Genomic DNA, 17139 nt, shown 5'->3' on the forward strand with positions numbered 1-17139 from the left:
CAAATTCCTCCTTAGTTGTTCTTATGCACAAGCGAGTTGTAAGTAGCAAGCGTATCTGGAAAGACTGGCTGATTCTTTTTCATTAGAAAACTGATGGTGTTTTTTAATGATTGGATCAGTGCACGATCTAGATCATGTTCTGCTAATTCCCTTACTTCTTCGACACCAGGGAAATGACGTCCTGGTTCAATATAATCTGCGACATAAATGACTTTTTCAAGTAAGGTCATGTCTGGTCTGCCGGAAGTATGAAATTCAATAGCTGTTAACACATCTTGATCATCAATTCCAGCTTCTTTTTTGACCAAATAGGCACCAACCGGGGCGTGCCAAAGCTCGGGCGAATATTCAAGCAATAAAGGGTTCATCTGTTCTTTTTGGATAATCCCCTTCATTTCTTCTTTTGGTCTAAATTTCGCATAATCATGAAAAATAGCGGCGATCTCTGCTTTTTTCACATCTGCACCGAACCGTTCCGCTAATGAAATGGCTGTCTCCATGACTCCGAGTGTATGTGTATATCTATGCTCTGTTAACTGCTCTTTGACACAGTTCAATGCTTCTTCACGATTCATATAAATGATGCTCCTTTATATAACGCTCAACAGCTTTCGGAATCAAATAATCGACAGGGTTCCCCTGCTCTATTCGCTGCCTAATCAATGTCGATGATACATCAAAAGCTGGAACATCTGCAAATAAAACAGGATATCCCGTACTTCCAACGTAACCCGGCCTTTTCATCCCAATAAAGGTGATCATTTGAAGCAAATCATCGATCCGATGCCATTTTGGCAAATACTCGACCATGTCCGCTCCTATCATAAAAAAAAACTGATCTTCTGGATGACGCTTCTTTAACAGATCGACTGTATCTACCGTATAAGACGGACCCTCCCGCTCCATTTCAATGAGCTCGATCCGAAAATATGGATTTGACTGAATCGCCGCCTCCACCATTTTTATCCGGTGATGACTATCTGCTCGTTTCCGTCCAGTTTTATGAGGAGGCATATGGTTTGGGATAAACCAAATTTCATCAAGCCCCACTTGAATCCGCACCTCACTTGCCATCAGCAAATGCCCGTTATGGGGAGGATCAAACGTACCGCCGAACAACCCTATTTTTTTCATATCGCATCCACCTTTACGGCAGCTTAATTTGTTTATTTTCCTTAGATTCTTTGTAAAGGACAATCACATTTCCGATCGTTTGAACGAGCTCAGCCTTTGCACCTTTTACAAGTGCTTTCGCAACTTCCGTTTTGTCCTCGTCGCAATTTTGCAATACGCTGACCTTTAACAGTTCTCTTGCTTCAAGCGCCTCGGAAATTTGCTTGACCATATTGTCATTTACCCCGCCTTTTCCAACTTGAAAAATAGGTGATAAATGATGTGCTTGTGCACGTAAAAAACGTTTTTGCTTACCTTTTAACATGGTGTTCCTCCTAATTTCTCTATGACAATTGACTTCATTTTTCCGGCGTCAGGCGTAATGCCTGTCCACAGTTCAAAGGCTCTTACTGCTTGTCCAACAAACATGCCAACCCCATCCACTGTTTTCAAGCCTAAACCTGCTGCTTCACTGAGCAGTTTTGTTTCTATTGGATTATACACAATATCACAAACGACCGCTGTTTTTTTTGCGTTCGCTAAAGAAATCGGGGTTTCTTCAACATTCGGATACATGCCGATCGAGGTCGTATGGATGATGACATCATATTCCCCAAGCCGCTCTTCCGCTGCATTTAATGTGATTGCTTGAGATGTGATTTTCCCCTCTGCACTTTCAATTAAAGCTTCAGCTTTTTCAATGGTGCGGTTCGTAATATCAAAGCTCTTCGGTGCATACTGAGCAATTGTCGTATAAATCGCTCTTGCCGCTCCGCCAGCACCAATCAAGAGAAATGACAGCTCTGATAGCGGCTGATCCAAGGCTTCAAGCAATGAATGAAGAAAGCCTTCTCCATCTGTATTGTACCCAACGAGCTGACCCCCTTCGAGCCTCACCGTATTGACGGCACCGAGGCGTTCAGCTGTCACATCAATTTTGTCGAGGTACTGCATGATTTCTACCTTGTGAGGAACAGTGACGTTAATGCCGCTGATTCCTAACGCTTTCATGCCGCTAATCGCATCTTTCAGGTCATCACTTTCTACTTGAAAGCCATGATAATGTCCATCAATTCCAGCATCCTTTAATGCTGCATTATGAATATCCGGAGACATTGAGTGGCCAACAGGGTTACCGATTACTCCGTATAAAGGTTTCAAGGTCTCTCCCCCTTTGAACATTTAAATTAACGAACGTCTCATAAACACATGAACGCCTTTTGGCGCATAAACTTTGATTTGCTTGCCCGCATCATTTGCAGTGACCCAGCCTAAACCTGAAAAGACGATGTCCATTTTTGGCTGATCAATGGTAAAGGTATGCGGAACGAGCGGCGGGAAATCTTCCATTCCCTCTTTTGATGGCGGTGACAAGAGTTCCCCTGCATGTTTTTCATATAAATCATCTGCATTCTCCAGCTTTGTACGGTGAATGTTCAGCTCATTTGGCATATAGCAGACAAATGATGTTCTGCCGCCTTTTACGTAATCAAATCGAGCCAGTCCGCCAAAATAAAGCGTTTGTGCTTCATTTAATTGGAACGTTCTCGGTTTCAATTCTTTTTTCGGCGTTAAAATCTTCAAGTCATTTTTGCTGACATAGTGCGCCATTTGATGGCGGTTGATGATGCCCGGCGTATCAAATAAAGCAGACCCGTCATCAAGCGGAATTTCAATCGCATCAAGTGTAGTACCTGGATATTGGGATGTAGTAATAACGTTCTCTTCGCCAGATACTTCTTTGATGATTCGATTGATAAATGTTGATTTTCCAACATTCGTACAGCCGACAACATAGACATTTCTTCCCTCGCGGTAATGATCGATCGCTTCCATCACCTCAGGTACGCCCTGGCCTCTGCTTGCACTGATCAAGAAAACATCGATAGGGTTTAATCCGTTTTCCTTTGCTTCCCGTTTCATCCAATGAATCAGACGATCTTTTTTCACGGATTTCGGTAAAATATCCACTTTGTTGCCGACAAGTAAAATCGGATTACCGCCGACAATACGGTTCAGCCCATTGATCCAGCTTCCGTTAAAGTCAAAAATATCAACGACCTTCACAATGAGAGAATCTGTCTCTCCAATGCTGTGCAATATATTTAAAAAGTCGTCCTCTGTTAAAGAAACATCTTGAATCTCATTGTAGTTCTTTAACCTAAAACAGCGCTGACAGATCACATCTTCTTTCAATAGAGATGCTGCCGGCGCATATCCTAATTGATCTTTATCTTCCGTCTGAATGGCTACACCGCAGCCAATACAAACAACCTTTTCCATTATTACTCTTCCTCCCACTGAATGTGGCCCTTACGCTTTAAGGCTCCTAAAATTCTGCGTTCAATCTGCCTGTTAAACTTTGTGAAAAATCCGTCCGAGGCAGCAACAGGAACGACCAAAATCGTATGGAAGCCATGACGATTCCCGCCAAGAACATCTGTCATGAGCTGATCTCCAATGACAACCACATCTTCTTTTTTCAACTGCATATCAGCGACTGCCTTATTAAAGGCTCTTCCCATAGGCTTTCTCGCTTTATAAATAAACGGAATATGAACCGGTTCAGAAAAAAGCTTGACCCTTTTTTCATTATTGTTCGATACAATCGTCACTTGTATCCCGTGATCTTTCATTTCTTGAAACCATTCAATTAAGCGCGGTGTCGCACTTGGACGGTCCCATTCTACTAGTGTGTTATCTAGATCGGTAATAATTCCTTTTACATTTCGTTCTTTTAATTTTTGTGGTGAAATGTGGAAAATACTTTTCACAAATTCATCCGGTAAGAAATACTTCTTTAGCACAATTTGCACCCTTTCTTCCATTGGTTTTCAGCGATTGTGTCGAATCAAATCACAATTTGTCTGTCTATCGAATACAATGAAAAAGTTTTCGACATATGATGAGGACCTTCAACAGGTGTGGATAATTTTACACACATTATCCACCTATATTCCATCACGCTTTCATTCAATTATAAACACTCTACCCACAAGTTATCCACTTAACCATGTGGATAACAGAACGATTGTTCTTGTTTCCCATTCATGGTAGATTAAAGGTACTTCAAAGACAGTCGATCAACCTATGATGATATGTCTTTTCCTCAAATTTTATGCCAACTTTTTCAGGGGAGGTGTTTTTCCCATCATATGGGTTTCTAGTATGAAAAAGCTGTCAGATGATTTACTTATAGAATCGTATTATAAAGCAAATGAAATGAACTTAAATCGCGACTTCATTGAATTAATTGAGACAGAAATGAAAAGACGTTCGCTCGGGCATATGCTCTCTGTTTCCTCTTAATTCCATATCACAGGAACCATGCCTCCCGAGCACTCTCCTTTTTTAAACTCAGGTGACTGATATTATATCACTTGCGCTATAGGCTTACTACTATTTTCCGTAAAAAACACCCCTTCTGATGAAAGAAGAGGTGTCTTAATTACAAGGCTGTTCATTCCAAAACCATAACCCTCCGCCTACGACTAAAATGACCACAAGGAACACAACAAGAAAAGCGTAACCGATTCCTGCTCCTTGTGCTGGATAAGGCGAACACGCAGGGTAAGGATAAGGACATCCCCACATATCAGTTACCTCCTTCTAGGAAGATATACTGTTAGACTATGCTGGATGGATGGTCTTGTTTAGGCAGATGGCCATCATTTAAAAATGTTTGATGACATCACGCTCTTTGATTTCGTTATAAATAATTCTCGCCCCTTTTGGTGTCATATGATTGCCAGAAGGGTCGATTAAACCTGACTGAATCAGGGCATGATCACTATCTTCTCCAGCTTCTCGGATGAAAGCTTTCCAGTTGTCGACAAGCGGCACCTGCTCATCCTTCGCTACTTCTCTGGTGATATCATTATAAGAGTTTTGCCAAGCTCTTGCCCCGCCTCTCCCGGCAAAATAAGATGACTTATATCTAGAGTAATAATACAAGCCCTTTTTCCCGCCTTCTACAACAGGCACACAGGTCATGAGAATCGGGGTTATGCCTTCTTTTCTACTTTCAGAAACAAAGTAGATTAAATTTTCTTTAAACCGTTTTTTCGTCACTCGGGGATGTTTCCCGTCTAAAATCGCCGCATCATTCGTGCCGAACATGATGAGGACGTAAGTTGGTTTCTGTTTTAAAATATCCTGCTCAAAGCGAAGTTTCGCGTCTTCAGTCGTCTGCCCGCCAATGCCTGCATTCTTCACTTGAATTTGGCCGCGCTCGACGTTTTTCATGAGATTCACCCATTTTTCAGATGTTGGATAATCTCGAAAGTCCCAGTTTGATCCTCTTGTATTGCTGTCACCAAATGCGATGACGCTTTCTTGTACTGGTTTTGAGCACCCAGCAGCAACACATAGTAGGATAAAAAGGAAAACATATTTCTTCACAACATTCACCTCCAAAAGCCCTCTTCATATAGTAAACGACAAGACTTTTGGTTTCAATGAATGAATGTTTTTGACGAATGCTGCCTATTGCAGCTGAACAGGCATATATGCTTTGTCATGGTGCAGCAGTTCACTTACTTTTACAAATTCATAGCCCCTCTTCTTCAACTCAGGAATCACTTGTTTCAATGCTTCTACCGTTTGCTTGCGATTTCCTCCGCCATCATGTAAAAGGATGATATCGCCGCCTTGAATATGATCAATGATTCGGCTTGCAATTTTACGTGCGCCTGGTCTTGACCAGTCCTTCGGATCTTGCGTAAAGGACCACATGACCACATCGTACCCTTGCTTTGATAGAATGCGGAATGATTTCATTGTTAAGCGTCCACCAGGAGGGCGAAATAATAAGGGACCGCCAGGCTGGAGTGAAGCGATATGAGCCGCTGATTCTTTTAATTCCCGCTTGATCTCCTTTGACGACAAAAGGTCAAAATACGTATGATTCATCGTATGATTGCCGAGTTCATTCCCCTCGTCCACAATCCGTTCTGCGATCATTGGATATGTATGAATTCGGCTCCCTATCACAAAAAAGCTTGCATTCACTTGATGGTCCTTCAGCACATCCAATATTTGATTTGTATACACTGGATGAGGTCCATCATCAAAGGTGATCGCAATCTTTTTCCGTTCCGCTCTCACATCCCAAAAGGCACGTCCCGTTTTTTCAAGATCGACTCGTTTTAATGTACGTGCCTCTATTTTATTAGGAATAAAAGCACATAGCAGCCATATACACATCAAGATATGCAGCCCTCTCATTCGACCGCCTCCTCCACCGACATCATTACCGATAAATTGCCCGCTTTCTCATCAATTCATGCTCATATCCGCTTTTTTTTCAAATAAAAAAAGCCGGCCATATTGGCCCGCTCTTTGTTTCACGTTTGGTTTCTCTCTTCAACTGTCGAACGTTGCTTAGAATTCATACAGACACTCTCCTTCTTGGATTTGATTTTGAGCCCATAATAATTTCTGATAATACTGGTTGGACTTCTTGTATTGTTGAGAGGCTTCTAAGGCTGTCGCAATTTCTAGTGAGATATCCTCTATATAAGAGTATAGGCTAAGTTTTTCCAAATAATCAATGGTTTTTTGCAGTTGGTCTTCATTGATTTCCTGAACATATAAAGCATCCAGGTACTCAAACATATGACAGAACAGCTGGTCTTCATGCTTCTTTGCAGCCAATTTCCCATCTTCTAATATGCGCAGGGCATCCGCTTGTTCATTCTGTCTAAAAAGCAGCTTCGCCAGCGTATAGAGCGTATGCGGAAGCGTTGGAAGCAGCTCTTTGCGGGCAAGATCAGCAGATTCCGTTAAATATCGTTCCGCTTCCTCTCTATAGCCAAGCTCACCATAACATTTTCCTAAATTATAGAGCGCTGAACTGTATATGCGCGGGTGATCAATTTGAGATGCGAGCTGTTTTGCCTTTTTTAAATGAGGCAGTGCCCGGTCTTTTCGTTTTAAATCTTGATAATTTCCTGAGATGACAAAGAGACATTGAATGATGCGAATGGTATACGCATCATGCTGATCGTATATTTCCAGCGCCTTTAAAATATGGTGCATGGAGACATGTGTTTGTTTCATGATATAGTAGGCTTCTGCCACTTTAAAATGAAACTCTGCCTGCTCAATATCATCAAATACCATGGACAGCTGCTTTTCTGCGACTCGATAATATTTGACGGCTTCTAAATATTCTTTTTGACTAAATTCATGCATGCCACGAAAAAATGCATGGTAATAATGCAGCATATCAGATAACTCATGATTGGAGTTTTCGATTTTATCGACTAGATTAGATACTGAGAAAGGTTGATATTTTGAAGGGTGTATATAGTCAAGCATGATTTGGTGCCGAAAACACATGAGCTGATAATAAATCAGTAAATGCTGGTCCTCTTCCATTTGTTCAATTTCCGCTTCAACTTCCGCTTTCAAGATTTCCGCATCTGGAACACTGAACTGCCGTATCATTCGATACCATTCATTAATTTTCATACCTACATGTGAAGATAGAACCTTCCCCATGTTCCGAAAAAACCCCTTCCTTTTCGGTCTAATATTACATATTTTAGCACGCTTCTTGACCGCCAAGCACCGCAAAGAAACCGCAAACATATGAGGGGAGCTGTAAAAACAGACGAACATTTTTCGAAAAACATGATTTTTTCATCGTACAGACACAGACAATCCCCCCTTCACATACATTTGAGGATATAGGCAGCGGCCTAAACATGGTGGAGGTGAAAATCGTGGCAGGAGTATTTACAGCGATGGGATTGATGGTCAAAGAATTGGTGTTTTTAGTGTCCTATGTCAAAAACAATGCCTTTCCACAGCCCCTTTCGGGAGATGATGAAAAAAAATACTTAGCCCTCATGGCACAGGGCGATGAACACGCAAGAAACATGCTGATTGAACATAACCTTCGGCTCGTCGCCCATATTGTAAAGAAATTTGAAAATACCGGGGAAGACGCTGAAGACCTCATCTCCATCGGGACGATCGGACTCATTAAAGCCATCGAAAGCTATTCTTCTGGAAAAGGAACAAAGCTGGCAACGTATGCGGCGCGGTGTATTGAAAATGAAATTCTCATGCATTTACGCGCGCTCAAAAAAACGAAAAAAGATGTCTCCTTGCATGATCCCATCGGTCAGGATAAAGAAGGCAACGAAATTTCATTAATCGATGTCTTAAAATCCGAAAATGAAGATGTGATCGATACCATTCAGCTCAACATGGAGCTTGAAAAAGTAAAGGAGTATATCGACATTCTCGACGGCCGAGAAAAAGAAGTCATCGTCGGCAGGTTCGGCCTTGATTTAAAGAAAGAAAAAACGCAGCGGGAAATAGCCAAGGAGCTTGGGATATCGCGGAGCTATGTGTCACGTATTGAGAAGCGCGCGCTGATGAAGATGTTTCATGAGTTTTACCGGGCGGAGAAGGAAAAACGGAAGCGGGAGAAGGGGAAGTGAAAATAAATTTTCCTAACTTCTAACAAAAACAGACCTCATGAGGTCTGTTTTTGATTTCGGCACTAAGCTACTGTCACTCTGCATTTCTTTTGATAATAGCTGCCGCCTTAGCCCTCAAGAACAATGGCAAGATTTTGGTCATGAACTAAGGCATGAAGGAAATCAATTCATTATGCTCCACTATTTAGAGTACTGCAGGAAATGATGGCAAAGCGATTTGCATATAAGTATTGTATTCTGCATTAATGCTTAAAAAATTTAAATACGAAAAAATAAAATATGATGCTTCGTGTATTCTTGCTAATCAATTTTTTTGAAGAGAAAAAGGCTCTGTTAAAAGTAAATGTTGATATTTGATACCTGTCAGAAAGCTTAGTATAATCAATACAGGAACAAACATTCGGGATATTAGAAGTATGAGGAAGGCGTTTAGTAATTTGTTAAAACACATTGATAAACTACCGCTTACCCAAAAGAACAACTTGATGCAAGAGACCCTATAAACGTAACAGTTTCCAAGGGTCATGTTATGAAAACAAGGTTGATAGTATGATTGGTTCTAAACTGACACCAGATCATGTAGATTGTGTCGTTTAATTCAACAAGAATATTTTTCAGAGATAGCAGTACTTAAACAAACAATTTAACTTTGGAGTGATCATAATGATTAAGTTTTTTGAGTACAACTGGCAGGTTAGAGACGAATGGGTTAACTGGTGTCATCAACTAACAACAGAAGAGTTGTTACAAGACCGCATAGGTGGAGTGGGGAGTATTTTATACACTCTTTTTCACATTATCGATGTTGAATATAGTTGGCTCCGTGGTATTCAGGGTAAAGAAGACGTGGTATTGAATTTTGATGATTACAAGTCTCTGACGAAGGTAAAAACTCTCTCATCTACTTTACGACATGAAATCGTTGAAATTTTAAAGTTTCATTTAGATGAAAAACAAGATCGAATGGTAACAGTTCCTTGGGATGAAGATGAATACACTAAAAATGAAATATTACATCATATAATTGCCCACGAAATTCACCATATCGGTCAACTTTCTGTTTGGGCAAGAGAAAAAGAATTAACACCTGTATCTGCTAATTTTATCGGTAGAAAGTTAAAATCAGTACATTCTTATGAAAAGTAAGGTCAGTTAAAGATCCATTCATTTATTCCACTATGCCATTTTCTTTTAAAAAGCACTCAAATAATTGCTGACCTTTCTCTTCGATTTGAGCATCTTCAATTGAATATTCCACAATGAATAAGCCTAAATGATTGTATTCCTCATAACTCTTTAAGAGATTCAACCCGTAACTTTTTTGATCAAAAAACAATAACCATCTTCCTGTTTCTAAACTCTTAAAAAACACGCCTTCATAATCACAACCTTGTTCATCATATCCTACATGTAAATGCATACTCTCATCTAAACTATGTATTCTTTCATTTGTACACACTTTCACCTTACTCCCCTAACTTTTCACTTCATGCTGAAACTCAATATTCCTCAACTCGACCCATTCAACAGAGTCAGGTACCTTTTTTGTCATCAAAAAATGTTGAATGATTTGATATGCCTGATTGCGGTCGACATAGCTGCACGATGGCACATACAATGGTGATCCTGCTATGAAATGCTCGATCGTTTCGATCTTTTCTACCTTTTGAAAAGGGACTAAAAAATCTGGATACCTGATGATAAAGAATCCATACGGTTCAGTATAAAAGAAAACTAGACTTTCACTTTCCCAACCATCCTCTACCTCAATGGAAGATTCCCCGTTACCTTGTTTCCAATACTCTTCACCCTCCTGAAAGAAGATTCTTTTCATGAATTCTTGTCCGGGATTTTCTATCGGAGCTTCTGTAGGCCCATAGTATAAAAACATCAATATCGCTCCTTCATGCCTCTATCAATTTGGATTCAACCAATTGTTCTATTTCCCTCAAAATCATAAAAAGCTTGTGTTTGTTGGTTTAACTTTAGCATGTGATATAACTTTAGGTTTAGCTTTTGAAAGGTTTGAGTGCTGACCCATTTTACTTCTTCAATATCATGATCCGGATCTAGAATGTTCATCTCTCCCCCGATGATTTCCGCAAAGAACGTAATGATAAGTGCGTGATGTTTTTTATCTTGAAAGAATGCTTCTCGAACCGAATGAAGTTCATTTACTTTGACAACATACCCTGTCTCTTCTTTCACTTCGCGGATGACAGCCTGCTGCAGGTGTTCACCTTTCTCTACAGCACCGCCCGGAAGTTCCCAATATCCCTTTACATTCTTGACCGTTAATAGATTTTCTTCCTCGTCATAAATAATAGCTGAAACCACGTCTACTCGTTTCAAATGAATCCCCCTCAACATTCTCCATTCACATCAATTGTCGAATATATGACACGAACTGTTCATTTTATACATTCTTATTATACTGTATCCTTGATATAAATTAATGGAAGTCATAGCGTGTTATCATCATTTTACTTATTGTGCTCATAGGATTCACAGGAAATATCGTTTCTCTTTTGAGACAACTCAAAGCGTCAAACGAGAAAATCATCCAACTGTTAGAACATCAAAAACCGAAAAAATAAAAACCTCACGCATCTAGCAGGAGGTTTTTGCACTAGGAGAAATCTTATCGTTTTTCATCAAACAACATATATCTAATTCGCCGAATATAATGGAGCGCAATATGTGCGAGACATAAAATGAGCCCAATCATCGCAAGTATATAGACGGGCAGCATCAAACCAGGTACATAGTTTACGACAAATCCCAAACTAAACGCTGTCAGCATATATATGCTGATCAACCTCATCAACATCATTCGAAGCCCTCCCTTTCTACAACCACTTTAACATATTTTTCCTCCATGTTCATAATTGGCTTTAAAAAAGATGCGAATCCTCTAAGACTCGCATCTTTTTTACGTATTCAATTCACCTTTTTCGCCCGTATTTCCTTCCACTGCTCAAGCTCCGATACGGTTAGTAATTGATATCCTTGTTTGGTCAATTCCTTGATGATCGTGACAGCTGCGTTTGCAGAGGTGTCATAGATGTCGTGCATTAAGACGGTTTCTCCGCTAGACGCATGTGTGAGAATGTAGTTGGCGACGTATTGGCTGTTGCGATATTTCCAGTCTTCAGGATCTACGTCCCAAAGCGTGACTTTCATGTTGACAGCCTCGTTGATCTGCCTGTTTGTTCCACCATATGGCGGTCTAAAGTGAGTCGGTGTGAACCCGCCTGCTTTTTCAATGATTTGCTGTGTATCTTCTACTTGCTTGATGGCTTGTTTTAATGGCAGTCTTGTGAGTAAAGGATGACTATAGGAATGATTTCCGATTTCATTTCCACCTTTTCTGATTTCACCCAGCATATCAGGATAATATTGAACCCTGCTTCCTAATACAAAAAATGTCGCATGTCCTTTGTTTTCTTTTAAAGCTGTTAAGATTTTTGAGGTCGTTGATGGATTTGGTCCATCATCAAATGTAAGGGCAATGGCTTTTTGATTTGGGTTGAATACTCCCTGTTTTGGCAGTTTTACGATCTTTCTTTTTGCGATCGGTTCTTTTTTCTCGTTTTTGTTCTTTTCTTTATTGATGTATTCTGGCTTTAACATGCCTTTAAGCAGTGTTTTCTTAATCGCCAGCACTTGAGGGCCTTGTTTGTCTGGTGCAATTTGCCCTGCTGGGAAGTAGAATTCAATAAAACGATCTTTGATGGCAAAATACTGATAATGCTCTGCTTTAGGAGACGTTCCTTGTTTGAGCAAATGCTCGTTTTCAGCAAGAGAGCGATCTTTTTTCAACTCCTCAAATGTCATTTGAGACAGTTTTTGCAGACTTTTTTTCTTTGATAAAAATAGATCATCAATTGATAAAAACTGCTGTTTCTTGAAATCAAAATTGAATATCTTCGTTTCATGTGCGCCTTTTACTCCGCCTTTCAATTCATATGTATTGAATTTGATCGCAGCAGTTTGTTTGGCATAATGAGTAATCTCGTAATCTATGTTTAATTCGTATCGATGATCTTCATCGACATCAATTGCTTCACTAAACGATGTTTTGAATTTGTCCAGCGCTGTTTCTGCAAATCTTTTCATCTCTTGATCTAGCTTTTTTTGATGAAACACAGGATAGTTCACAGCATATCTCAAGTATCTCCCGTCATTCACGAGGGTCACAATTTCAACTTCTTTATAGCTCGCATCTGGTTCTACCTTCTTCTTCTCTGTCCCGCTTGCCTGCTGATTATGATAAAACGCAGCGATTCCGATGATCATCGCAAGTCCGCATAGGACGAGACTGACTTTCCATTTCATTGACACAATGATTCTCCTCTCGTGATGCCGTCATGCCTGAATGACGTGTGTTTGTAGGATAGACTTTGCATGCACCCTTTTTAGTTTGCAAATCACATAACTGTCACATTTTCGACACATTTTTAGAGAGGAATAAAAAAAGGACTTGATTTCTCAGTCCTTTGATTACTTTTGCATATATAGTTGAAATAATTTCGTTTCTTCATCAATGGAACGCGCTCGATCAAATGCCGCTCTGACCGTCTTTGTATTGTTCATGAGCTCGTACAGCATGGTCAGCACAAAAATAAATGCTGCATTCCCATCGATGTAATCGTCCGGTGCCGTATAAGATGTAGCTCCTGACTCTAAGAAAGCATCTGCTAAATTTTTCTCTCCTAGTGTGCAGCCTGTAGAGATGACATGAATTCCTTTTAAGGAGGCATACCGCTTGATTTCATCCACTCCAAAGGCAGTATCTCTAGGCTCCTCATCTTCGTAAACATCTTCCCCTAATTCAGGCAGGATAAATGCTCCTTCTTCACCGTGAAACGATAAAAGAAGGTAATCTATTTCACCTCTATTTCTGCCGGATAACACATGAATCAGATCATTCGGTCTTCCGATCCAATGCATATCGACTTTCACGCCGAAGTTTTCAAGTGCTGCACGCAGGGCAAAAGATTCCAGCTCACTATTGGGTCCTGCTGCTAATATGATACGCATGGCCTGTTGATCCACTTCTATCTCCTCCAGACTATGATAAAAATAAAACCATTTTTTCCTCATCTGCATATGTATCAGCCCATTTTAGCGCTTTTTCTTCGACAGCGTACGACTCAAATCCAACGGAGCGATAGAGGCGCTTGGCTGAGTGATTAGTTGTCACCACTGATAAATACATTTGCTCGATATCCTGCCGTTCTCGCGCAAAGGAAAGAGCTTTTGTCATCAAGGCCTGGCCTGCTCCTTCTCCGCGGGCACTAGGTGTTACATACATCGCTGTCAGATTCGCTCGATGCTTTAACTTCTGCAAGGTTTCTTGGATGAGCGTGACTGCCCCCACAAGCTGCCCTTGATGAAAAGCGCCAAAAGTCCACATAGATTGGGCCGAAGCAAAACGCGCTTTATATTTGTCCTTTGTATTGATTTGCTCTTCCTCATAGCTCATCGCAAAACCCTCTGGATTTAATCGCAGTGCTTCTAGTCTGAGTGCTGCATATTCTTCAGCATCATCTGGTGTTAACAATCGAATATTCAGAAAACCGCCTCCAAAAGAATGATGGATACTTCCAATTTTATCTTGAAAGAAGATTTTGATCAAAGGATATTGGTCCCTCTGCACATATCTCTTTACCTATATGCAAATTAGACTCGCTTTCCCACCTGTGAAAACAAGGTATTTCAGATCATGTTTACGTGTTTTATTCTAGCAAAAACGATTCTTTTCTCACTTATCTTTTCACCTTTTTTATATTAATCTATAACTAATTCATGAAAAAAATGAAAAAAAAGGATTGCGATGAACTAAAAGATATCTTAAGATAAAATAGTAATAAAAATACAAAAAAGGGAGGAATTTGATATGACAGAAACAAGAAATGAAATCAAACTACATGTTCTTTTTGGTGCTTTAGCAGTAGGATTCCTTATGCTAGCTCTTTTTTCCTTCTCGCTACAAATGCTGCCCGTTGCTGATCTAGCAAAAGAATTTGGTATTCCAGGCAGTGTTGCAGCTGTTGTTCTGAACGTGGTTGAAGCGGGCGGGGCTGTTACAACAATTGTCTCCATTTTAACTGCTGTAGGATCAGGTGGTCTTTCTCTCATTGCAGCGGCTGGTAAAGAGACAATTCGTCAGTACCTTAAAAACGAAATTAAGAAAAAAGGCCGTAAAGCTGTTATTGCTTGGTAATTCAATTTTATGACTCAATAGAAGGAGACTTTGTTCTCCTTCTATTTAAATTTTTATGCAGGTGAGAAGATGTTATATCCATTATTATCACTACTTCTATCAATTAGAATGAAACAACAATATTCAAATCTAGCTCAGTTTATAATACGCAGGGTTTCATTTTTCAAATCGTTTTCTTCTAAACAATACATATTATTTTCTTGCATTCTTGATACTTTATTCGGATGCCTGATTGTATTCGTTATTTATTCATATCTTTACTCTTCGGTCTATCAAATAGAATGGGAAAGTGCTTTTGTGATATTTTTGTTCCTTTTCTCTATTGTCAAAGGAATTGAATCTTATAGAAGAACGCATATTCTTCCTTTTGAAGAGTTAATACAGCTTGCACCTGTTTCCGCGAGACGCCTTTTTCAAACGCTTTTATTTTCAGAGTTGGTATGGCTTCTATTTACGAGCTTGAGTACTTATTTGATTTATTTTCTCTTTCAATATTTCATTGCTCAAACACATGACTGGATATTTTGGTTGAAGCATCTCAATGTTTTATTGACAGGCTTCTTACTTTTTATCGTCAGCAATAAGATATTTGGTGCTTACATCTATAACATTGTCGTAAAAAAAATTGGGATCATTCGTGTTCTTTTTTTCGCAAGCATCTCTTTACTTTTCTTCTTATTCGGAAGGGTTCTAATATCGAACGTTATTTTCCCTTTTTATCACACCTTCCGACAACTTTTTCAATCAATTTCTTCGCTTGCAGAAGATGCGTTTTGGATTACACTTTCAAACAACTTGGTGTCTTTATATCAGAATAATCTTCAGCAAATCCATCATGCTTTATTTTCACAGGATTCGGTATTTCTACAATTTCTAGCGCTTTTTACTTCACCTGTCACATTTTTCGTGGTGATATTAGCTGCAACACTCGTCATGAAGACTCCTGTTCGCTGGATTCCGACTGGGAAAGAGCATGATCAAAGCTCAAAACATTTTAGAGATTTATATTATTGGTACTTTCAAGCACTTGATAAAATTCAGGGCTCGCTGTTTCAAAAGAATATGTTGATTCAAAAAGACCTTAAGGTGTTAAAAGAAAAAAGGTGGCTGCTGTCTAAAGAGTTTTTTAATTATATGTTCATGTCATATGAAGCCTTCTTCTATGTCGGGGTTATGACAGGTTTGATCTCGCTTATTGATCATCAAGCTTTGCAAATTCAGATATTATTCACATTAAATGTGATGATTTTAGCTAATCAAACATATGAAATGAGAATGCTGACCCCTTCTATATTTTCTTTGAGTGCTGAAAAAAAGAATATTTGGCTCTATGAGCTTTCTCAAACATCTCTTATGCAGTTTTTCTTATCAAAAATCCAGTTATTTTATTGTTTATTTTCTATACCATCACTCTTTCTACTTTTCATTAATCTATCAATCATGAGTGTATATCACCTTTTTGATGTTCAGATGCTCATTCAATTGGTGGCATTGGGGATTGGCTTTTACATTTTTCCATTGATTCAGCTGTATTTGTTTCCATTCACAACAAAATTCAATTTTATTCACGAGCATGAAATAGGGACAACCAATGAAGAAATAGAAGTTATCGATAAAGGACAGGCCTTTGCAAGGAATTTTCTCGTGTTGCCTTTCATGTACTATATGATCTTGACCTCTTTTCTACCTATTTTGCAGCATTCTACAAGTCTCATAAGCGTTCTGTTTGCTTTATATTTTGTGATCGTTTCAGTGATTTGCTGGGTGTTATGCCGCAAGACCATCTATAAAGGGATTGAATATGTTGAAAAAAATAAGATGTTTTATATCGGAGAATAGACTGATTCTACGCCTCGGTTACCTCTACGCTGCTATCTTTATTGCAGCTGTGCTAATCGGAAGCCTTCTTCCTTATGATCAGATTCCTTATCTTAAAAAGGATGAAGAGATGTTTTTTCTATCTATTTTCTTAAACAATTTACAAGTTGGAATGGCGATATTAGGAATTGGAGCTTTTACAGGCGGCATCATGTCTGCAGGCATTCTTTTTTACAACGGCTACATTATCGGCAAACTCGTTCAGTATTTGATTGTCATTCACAAAGCGCAGCAGCTATTCACAGGACTCCTGCCTCATGCTTTCGTAGAAGTCCTTGGATTAATTCTGTTTTCAATCGTCAGCTCTTATCCTTTTATTTATCTCTATCGATTTATAAAAGGAGAAACAATTGAATTAAAAAAACTGACTCTAACTGTGCTTCAATTGATTTTTTCAGCAGCCATTCTTTTATTCATGGCATCTCTTTTAGAGCAATACGTTAGCCATGTACATCTACCATAGAA

General features: G+C 39.4%; 23 protein-coding genes. 6 read left to right on the plus strand and 17 right to left on the minus strand.

Features of this window, described 5'->3' with window-relative positions; genetic code table 11:
* Positions 1–11: 11 nt before the first annotated feature.
* From yqeK to NSU13_RS11910, 6 genes are read right to left on the minus strand one after another with little or no spacing between them, the layout of a single operon-like run.
* On the minus strand, positions 12–575 hold the full coding sequence (yqeK, locus tag NSU13_RS11885; protein WP_034280084.1) for a bis(5'-nucleosyl)-tetraphosphatase (symmetrical) YqeK: 564 nt from the start codon (positions 573–575) through the stop codon (positions 12–14).
* Entirely contained in the window at positions 565–1134 is a 570-nt protein-coding gene (locus tag NSU13_RS11890) for a nicotinate-nucleotide adenylyltransferase (RefSeq protein WP_335370827.1), read from the minus strand. Before NSU13_RS11890 ends, yqeK begins: the two co-directional genes overlap by 11 nt.
* A 13-nt stretch (positions 1135–1147) precedes the next feature.
* Entirely contained in the window at positions 1148–1438 is a 291-nt protein-coding gene (gene yhbY / locus NSU13_RS11895; protein ID WP_008342507.1) for a ribosome assembly RNA-binding protein YhbY, read from the minus strand.
* The gene (aroE, locus tag NSU13_RS11900) at positions 1432–2274 is read right to left on the minus strand and encodes a shikimate dehydrogenase (RefSeq protein ID WP_046311834.1); all 843 of its coding nucleotides are present in this window, start codon (positions 2272–2274) and stop codon (positions 1432–1434) included. The genes yhbY and aroE overlap by 7 nt, the downstream gene beginning before the upstream one ends.
* A gap of 21 nt (positions 2275–2295) precedes the next feature.
* Positions 2296–3396: a ribosome biogenesis GTPase YqeH gene (yqeH, locus tag NSU13_RS11905; protein ID WP_025092936.1), complete on the minus strand. Its 1101-nt coding sequence runs from the start codon at positions 3394–3396 to the stop codon at positions 2296–2298.
* 2 nt (positions 3397–3398) lie between these two features.
* On the minus strand, positions 3399–3920 hold the full coding sequence (locus NSU13_RS11910) for a YqeG family HAD IIIA-type phosphatase (protein WP_008356191.1): 522 nt from the start codon (positions 3918–3920) through the stop codon (positions 3399–3401).
* Between the two features lie 361 nt (positions 3921–4281).
* Here NSU13_RS11910 and NSU13_RS11915 point away from each other — a divergent pair, with 361 nt between their 5' ends.
* On the plus strand, positions 4282–4422 hold the full coding sequence (locus NSU13_RS11915) for a sporulation histidine kinase inhibitor Sda (RefSeq protein WP_003217327.1): 141 nt from the start codon (positions 4282–4284) through the stop codon (positions 4420–4422).
* A gap of 135 nt (positions 4423–4557) precedes the next feature.
* Here the strand turns inward: NSU13_RS11915 and NSU13_RS11920 are convergent, their stop codons facing one another.
* From NSU13_RS11920 to NSU13_RS11935, 4 genes are all read right to left on the minus strand, one after another.
* Positions 4558–4707 (minus strand): hypothetical protein, encoded by a 150-nt coding sequence (locus NSU13_RS11920; RefSeq protein WP_162842499.1) that lies wholly within the window; start codon positions 4705–4707, stop codon positions 4558–4560.
* 78 nt (positions 4708–4785) lie between these two features.
* Complete coding sequence (locus NSU13_RS11925) at positions 4786–5514, minus strand: GDSL-type esterase/lipase family protein (RefSeq protein ID WP_240491071.1); 729 nt, start codon at positions 5512–5514, stop codon at positions 4786–4788.
* A gap of 84 nt (positions 5515–5598) precedes the next feature.
* Positions 5599–6339 (minus strand): polysaccharide deacetylase family protein, encoded by a 741-nt coding sequence (locus NSU13_RS11930; RefSeq protein WP_046311839.1) that lies wholly within the window; start codon positions 6337–6339, stop codon positions 5599–5601.
* A gap of 156 nt (positions 6340–6495) precedes the next feature.
* The gene (locus tag NSU13_RS11935) at positions 6496–7617 is read right to left on the minus strand and encodes a tetratricopeptide repeat protein (protein ID WP_024427938.1); all 1122 of its coding nucleotides are present in this window, start codon (positions 7615–7617) and stop codon (positions 6496–6498) included.
* Positions 7618–7838: 221 nt separating this feature from the next.
* Between NSU13_RS11935 and sigK the strand changes: the two genes are divergently transcribed.
* Entirely contained in the window at positions 7839–8567 is a 729-nt protein-coding gene (gene sigK / locus NSU13_RS11940) for an RNA polymerase sporulation sigma factor SigK (RefSeq protein WP_034738387.1), read from the plus strand.
* 663 nt (positions 8568–9230) lie between these two features.
* Positions 9231–9713 (plus strand): DinB family protein, encoded by a 483-nt coding sequence (locus tag NSU13_RS11945; protein ID WP_211043223.1) that lies wholly within the window; start codon positions 9231–9233, stop codon positions 9711–9713.
* 22 nt (positions 9714–9735) lie between these two features.
* Here NSU13_RS11945 and NSU13_RS11950 read toward each other — a convergent pair whose 3' ends face one another.
* The 7 genes from NSU13_RS11950 to NSU13_RS11980 all read right to left on the minus strand — a co-directional run bounded on the left by NSU13_RS11950 (position 9736) and on the right by NSU13_RS11980 (position 14208).
* The gene (locus tag NSU13_RS11950) at positions 9736–10032 is read right to left on the minus strand and encodes a DUF3986 family protein (protein ID WP_254001376.1); all 297 of its coding nucleotides are present in this window, start codon (positions 10030–10032) and stop codon (positions 9736–9738) included.
* Between the two features lie 9 nt (positions 10033–10041).
* Positions 10042–10458 (minus strand): hypothetical protein, encoded by a 417-nt coding sequence (locus NSU13_RS11955; RefSeq protein ID WP_254001377.1) that lies wholly within the window; start codon positions 10456–10458, stop codon positions 10042–10044.
* 35 nt (positions 10459–10493) lie between these two features.
* Positions 10494–10919 (minus strand): NUDIX hydrolase, encoded by a 426-nt coding sequence (locus NSU13_RS11960; protein ID WP_098676960.1) that lies wholly within the window; start codon positions 10917–10919, stop codon positions 10494–10496.
* 289 nt (positions 10920–11208) lie between these two features.
* Positions 11209–11400 (minus strand): hypothetical protein, encoded by a 192-nt coding sequence (locus NSU13_RS11965; protein ID WP_098676961.1) that lies wholly within the window; start codon positions 11398–11400, stop codon positions 11209–11211.
* Positions 11401–11507: 107 nt separating this feature from the next.
* Entirely contained in the window at positions 11508–12911 is a 1404-nt protein-coding gene (locus tag NSU13_RS11970; RefSeq protein WP_342489532.1) for a polysaccharide deacetylase family protein, read from the minus strand.
* Between the two features lie 159 nt (positions 12912–13070).
* Positions 13071–13625: a delta-aminolevulinic acid dehydratase gene (locus NSU13_RS11975; protein WP_211043215.1), complete on the minus strand. Its 555-nt coding sequence runs from the start codon at positions 13623–13625 to the stop codon at positions 13071–13073.
* Between the two features lie 16 nt (positions 13626–13641).
* Positions 13642–14208, minus strand: coding sequence for a GNAT family N-acetyltransferase (locus NSU13_RS11980; protein ID WP_313960052.1), 567 nt, complete (start codon positions 14206–14208; stop codon positions 13642–13644).
* 261 nt (positions 14209–14469) lie between these two features.
* Here NSU13_RS11980 and NSU13_RS11985 point away from each other — a divergent pair, with 261 nt between their 5' ends.
* The 3 genes from NSU13_RS11985 to NSU13_RS11995 all read left to right on the plus strand — a co-directional run bounded on the left by NSU13_RS11985 (position 14470) and on the right by NSU13_RS11995 (position 17137).
* Entirely contained in the window at positions 14470–14796 is a 327-nt protein-coding gene (locus NSU13_RS11985; protein ID WP_034280046.1) for an uberolysin/carnocyclin family circular bacteriocin, read from the plus strand.
* Positions 14797–15729: 933 nt separating this feature from the next.
* Complete coding sequence (locus NSU13_RS11990; RefSeq protein ID WP_231122779.1) at positions 15730–16635, plus strand: hypothetical protein; 906 nt, start codon at positions 15730–15732, stop codon at positions 16633–16635.
* Positions 16598–17137, plus strand: coding sequence for a stage II sporulation protein M (locus NSU13_RS11995; RefSeq protein WP_244858541.1), 540 nt, complete (start codon positions 16598–16600; stop codon positions 17135–17137). Before NSU13_RS11990 ends, NSU13_RS11995 begins: the two co-directional genes overlap by 38 nt.
* Positions 17138–17139 lie beyond the last annotated feature (2 nt).

It is taken from the genome of Bacillus sp. FSL M8-0049 (assembly GCF_038593355.1).
Classification (GTDB): Bacteria; Bacillota; Bacilli; order Bacillales; family Bacillaceae; genus Bacillus; species Bacillus safensis.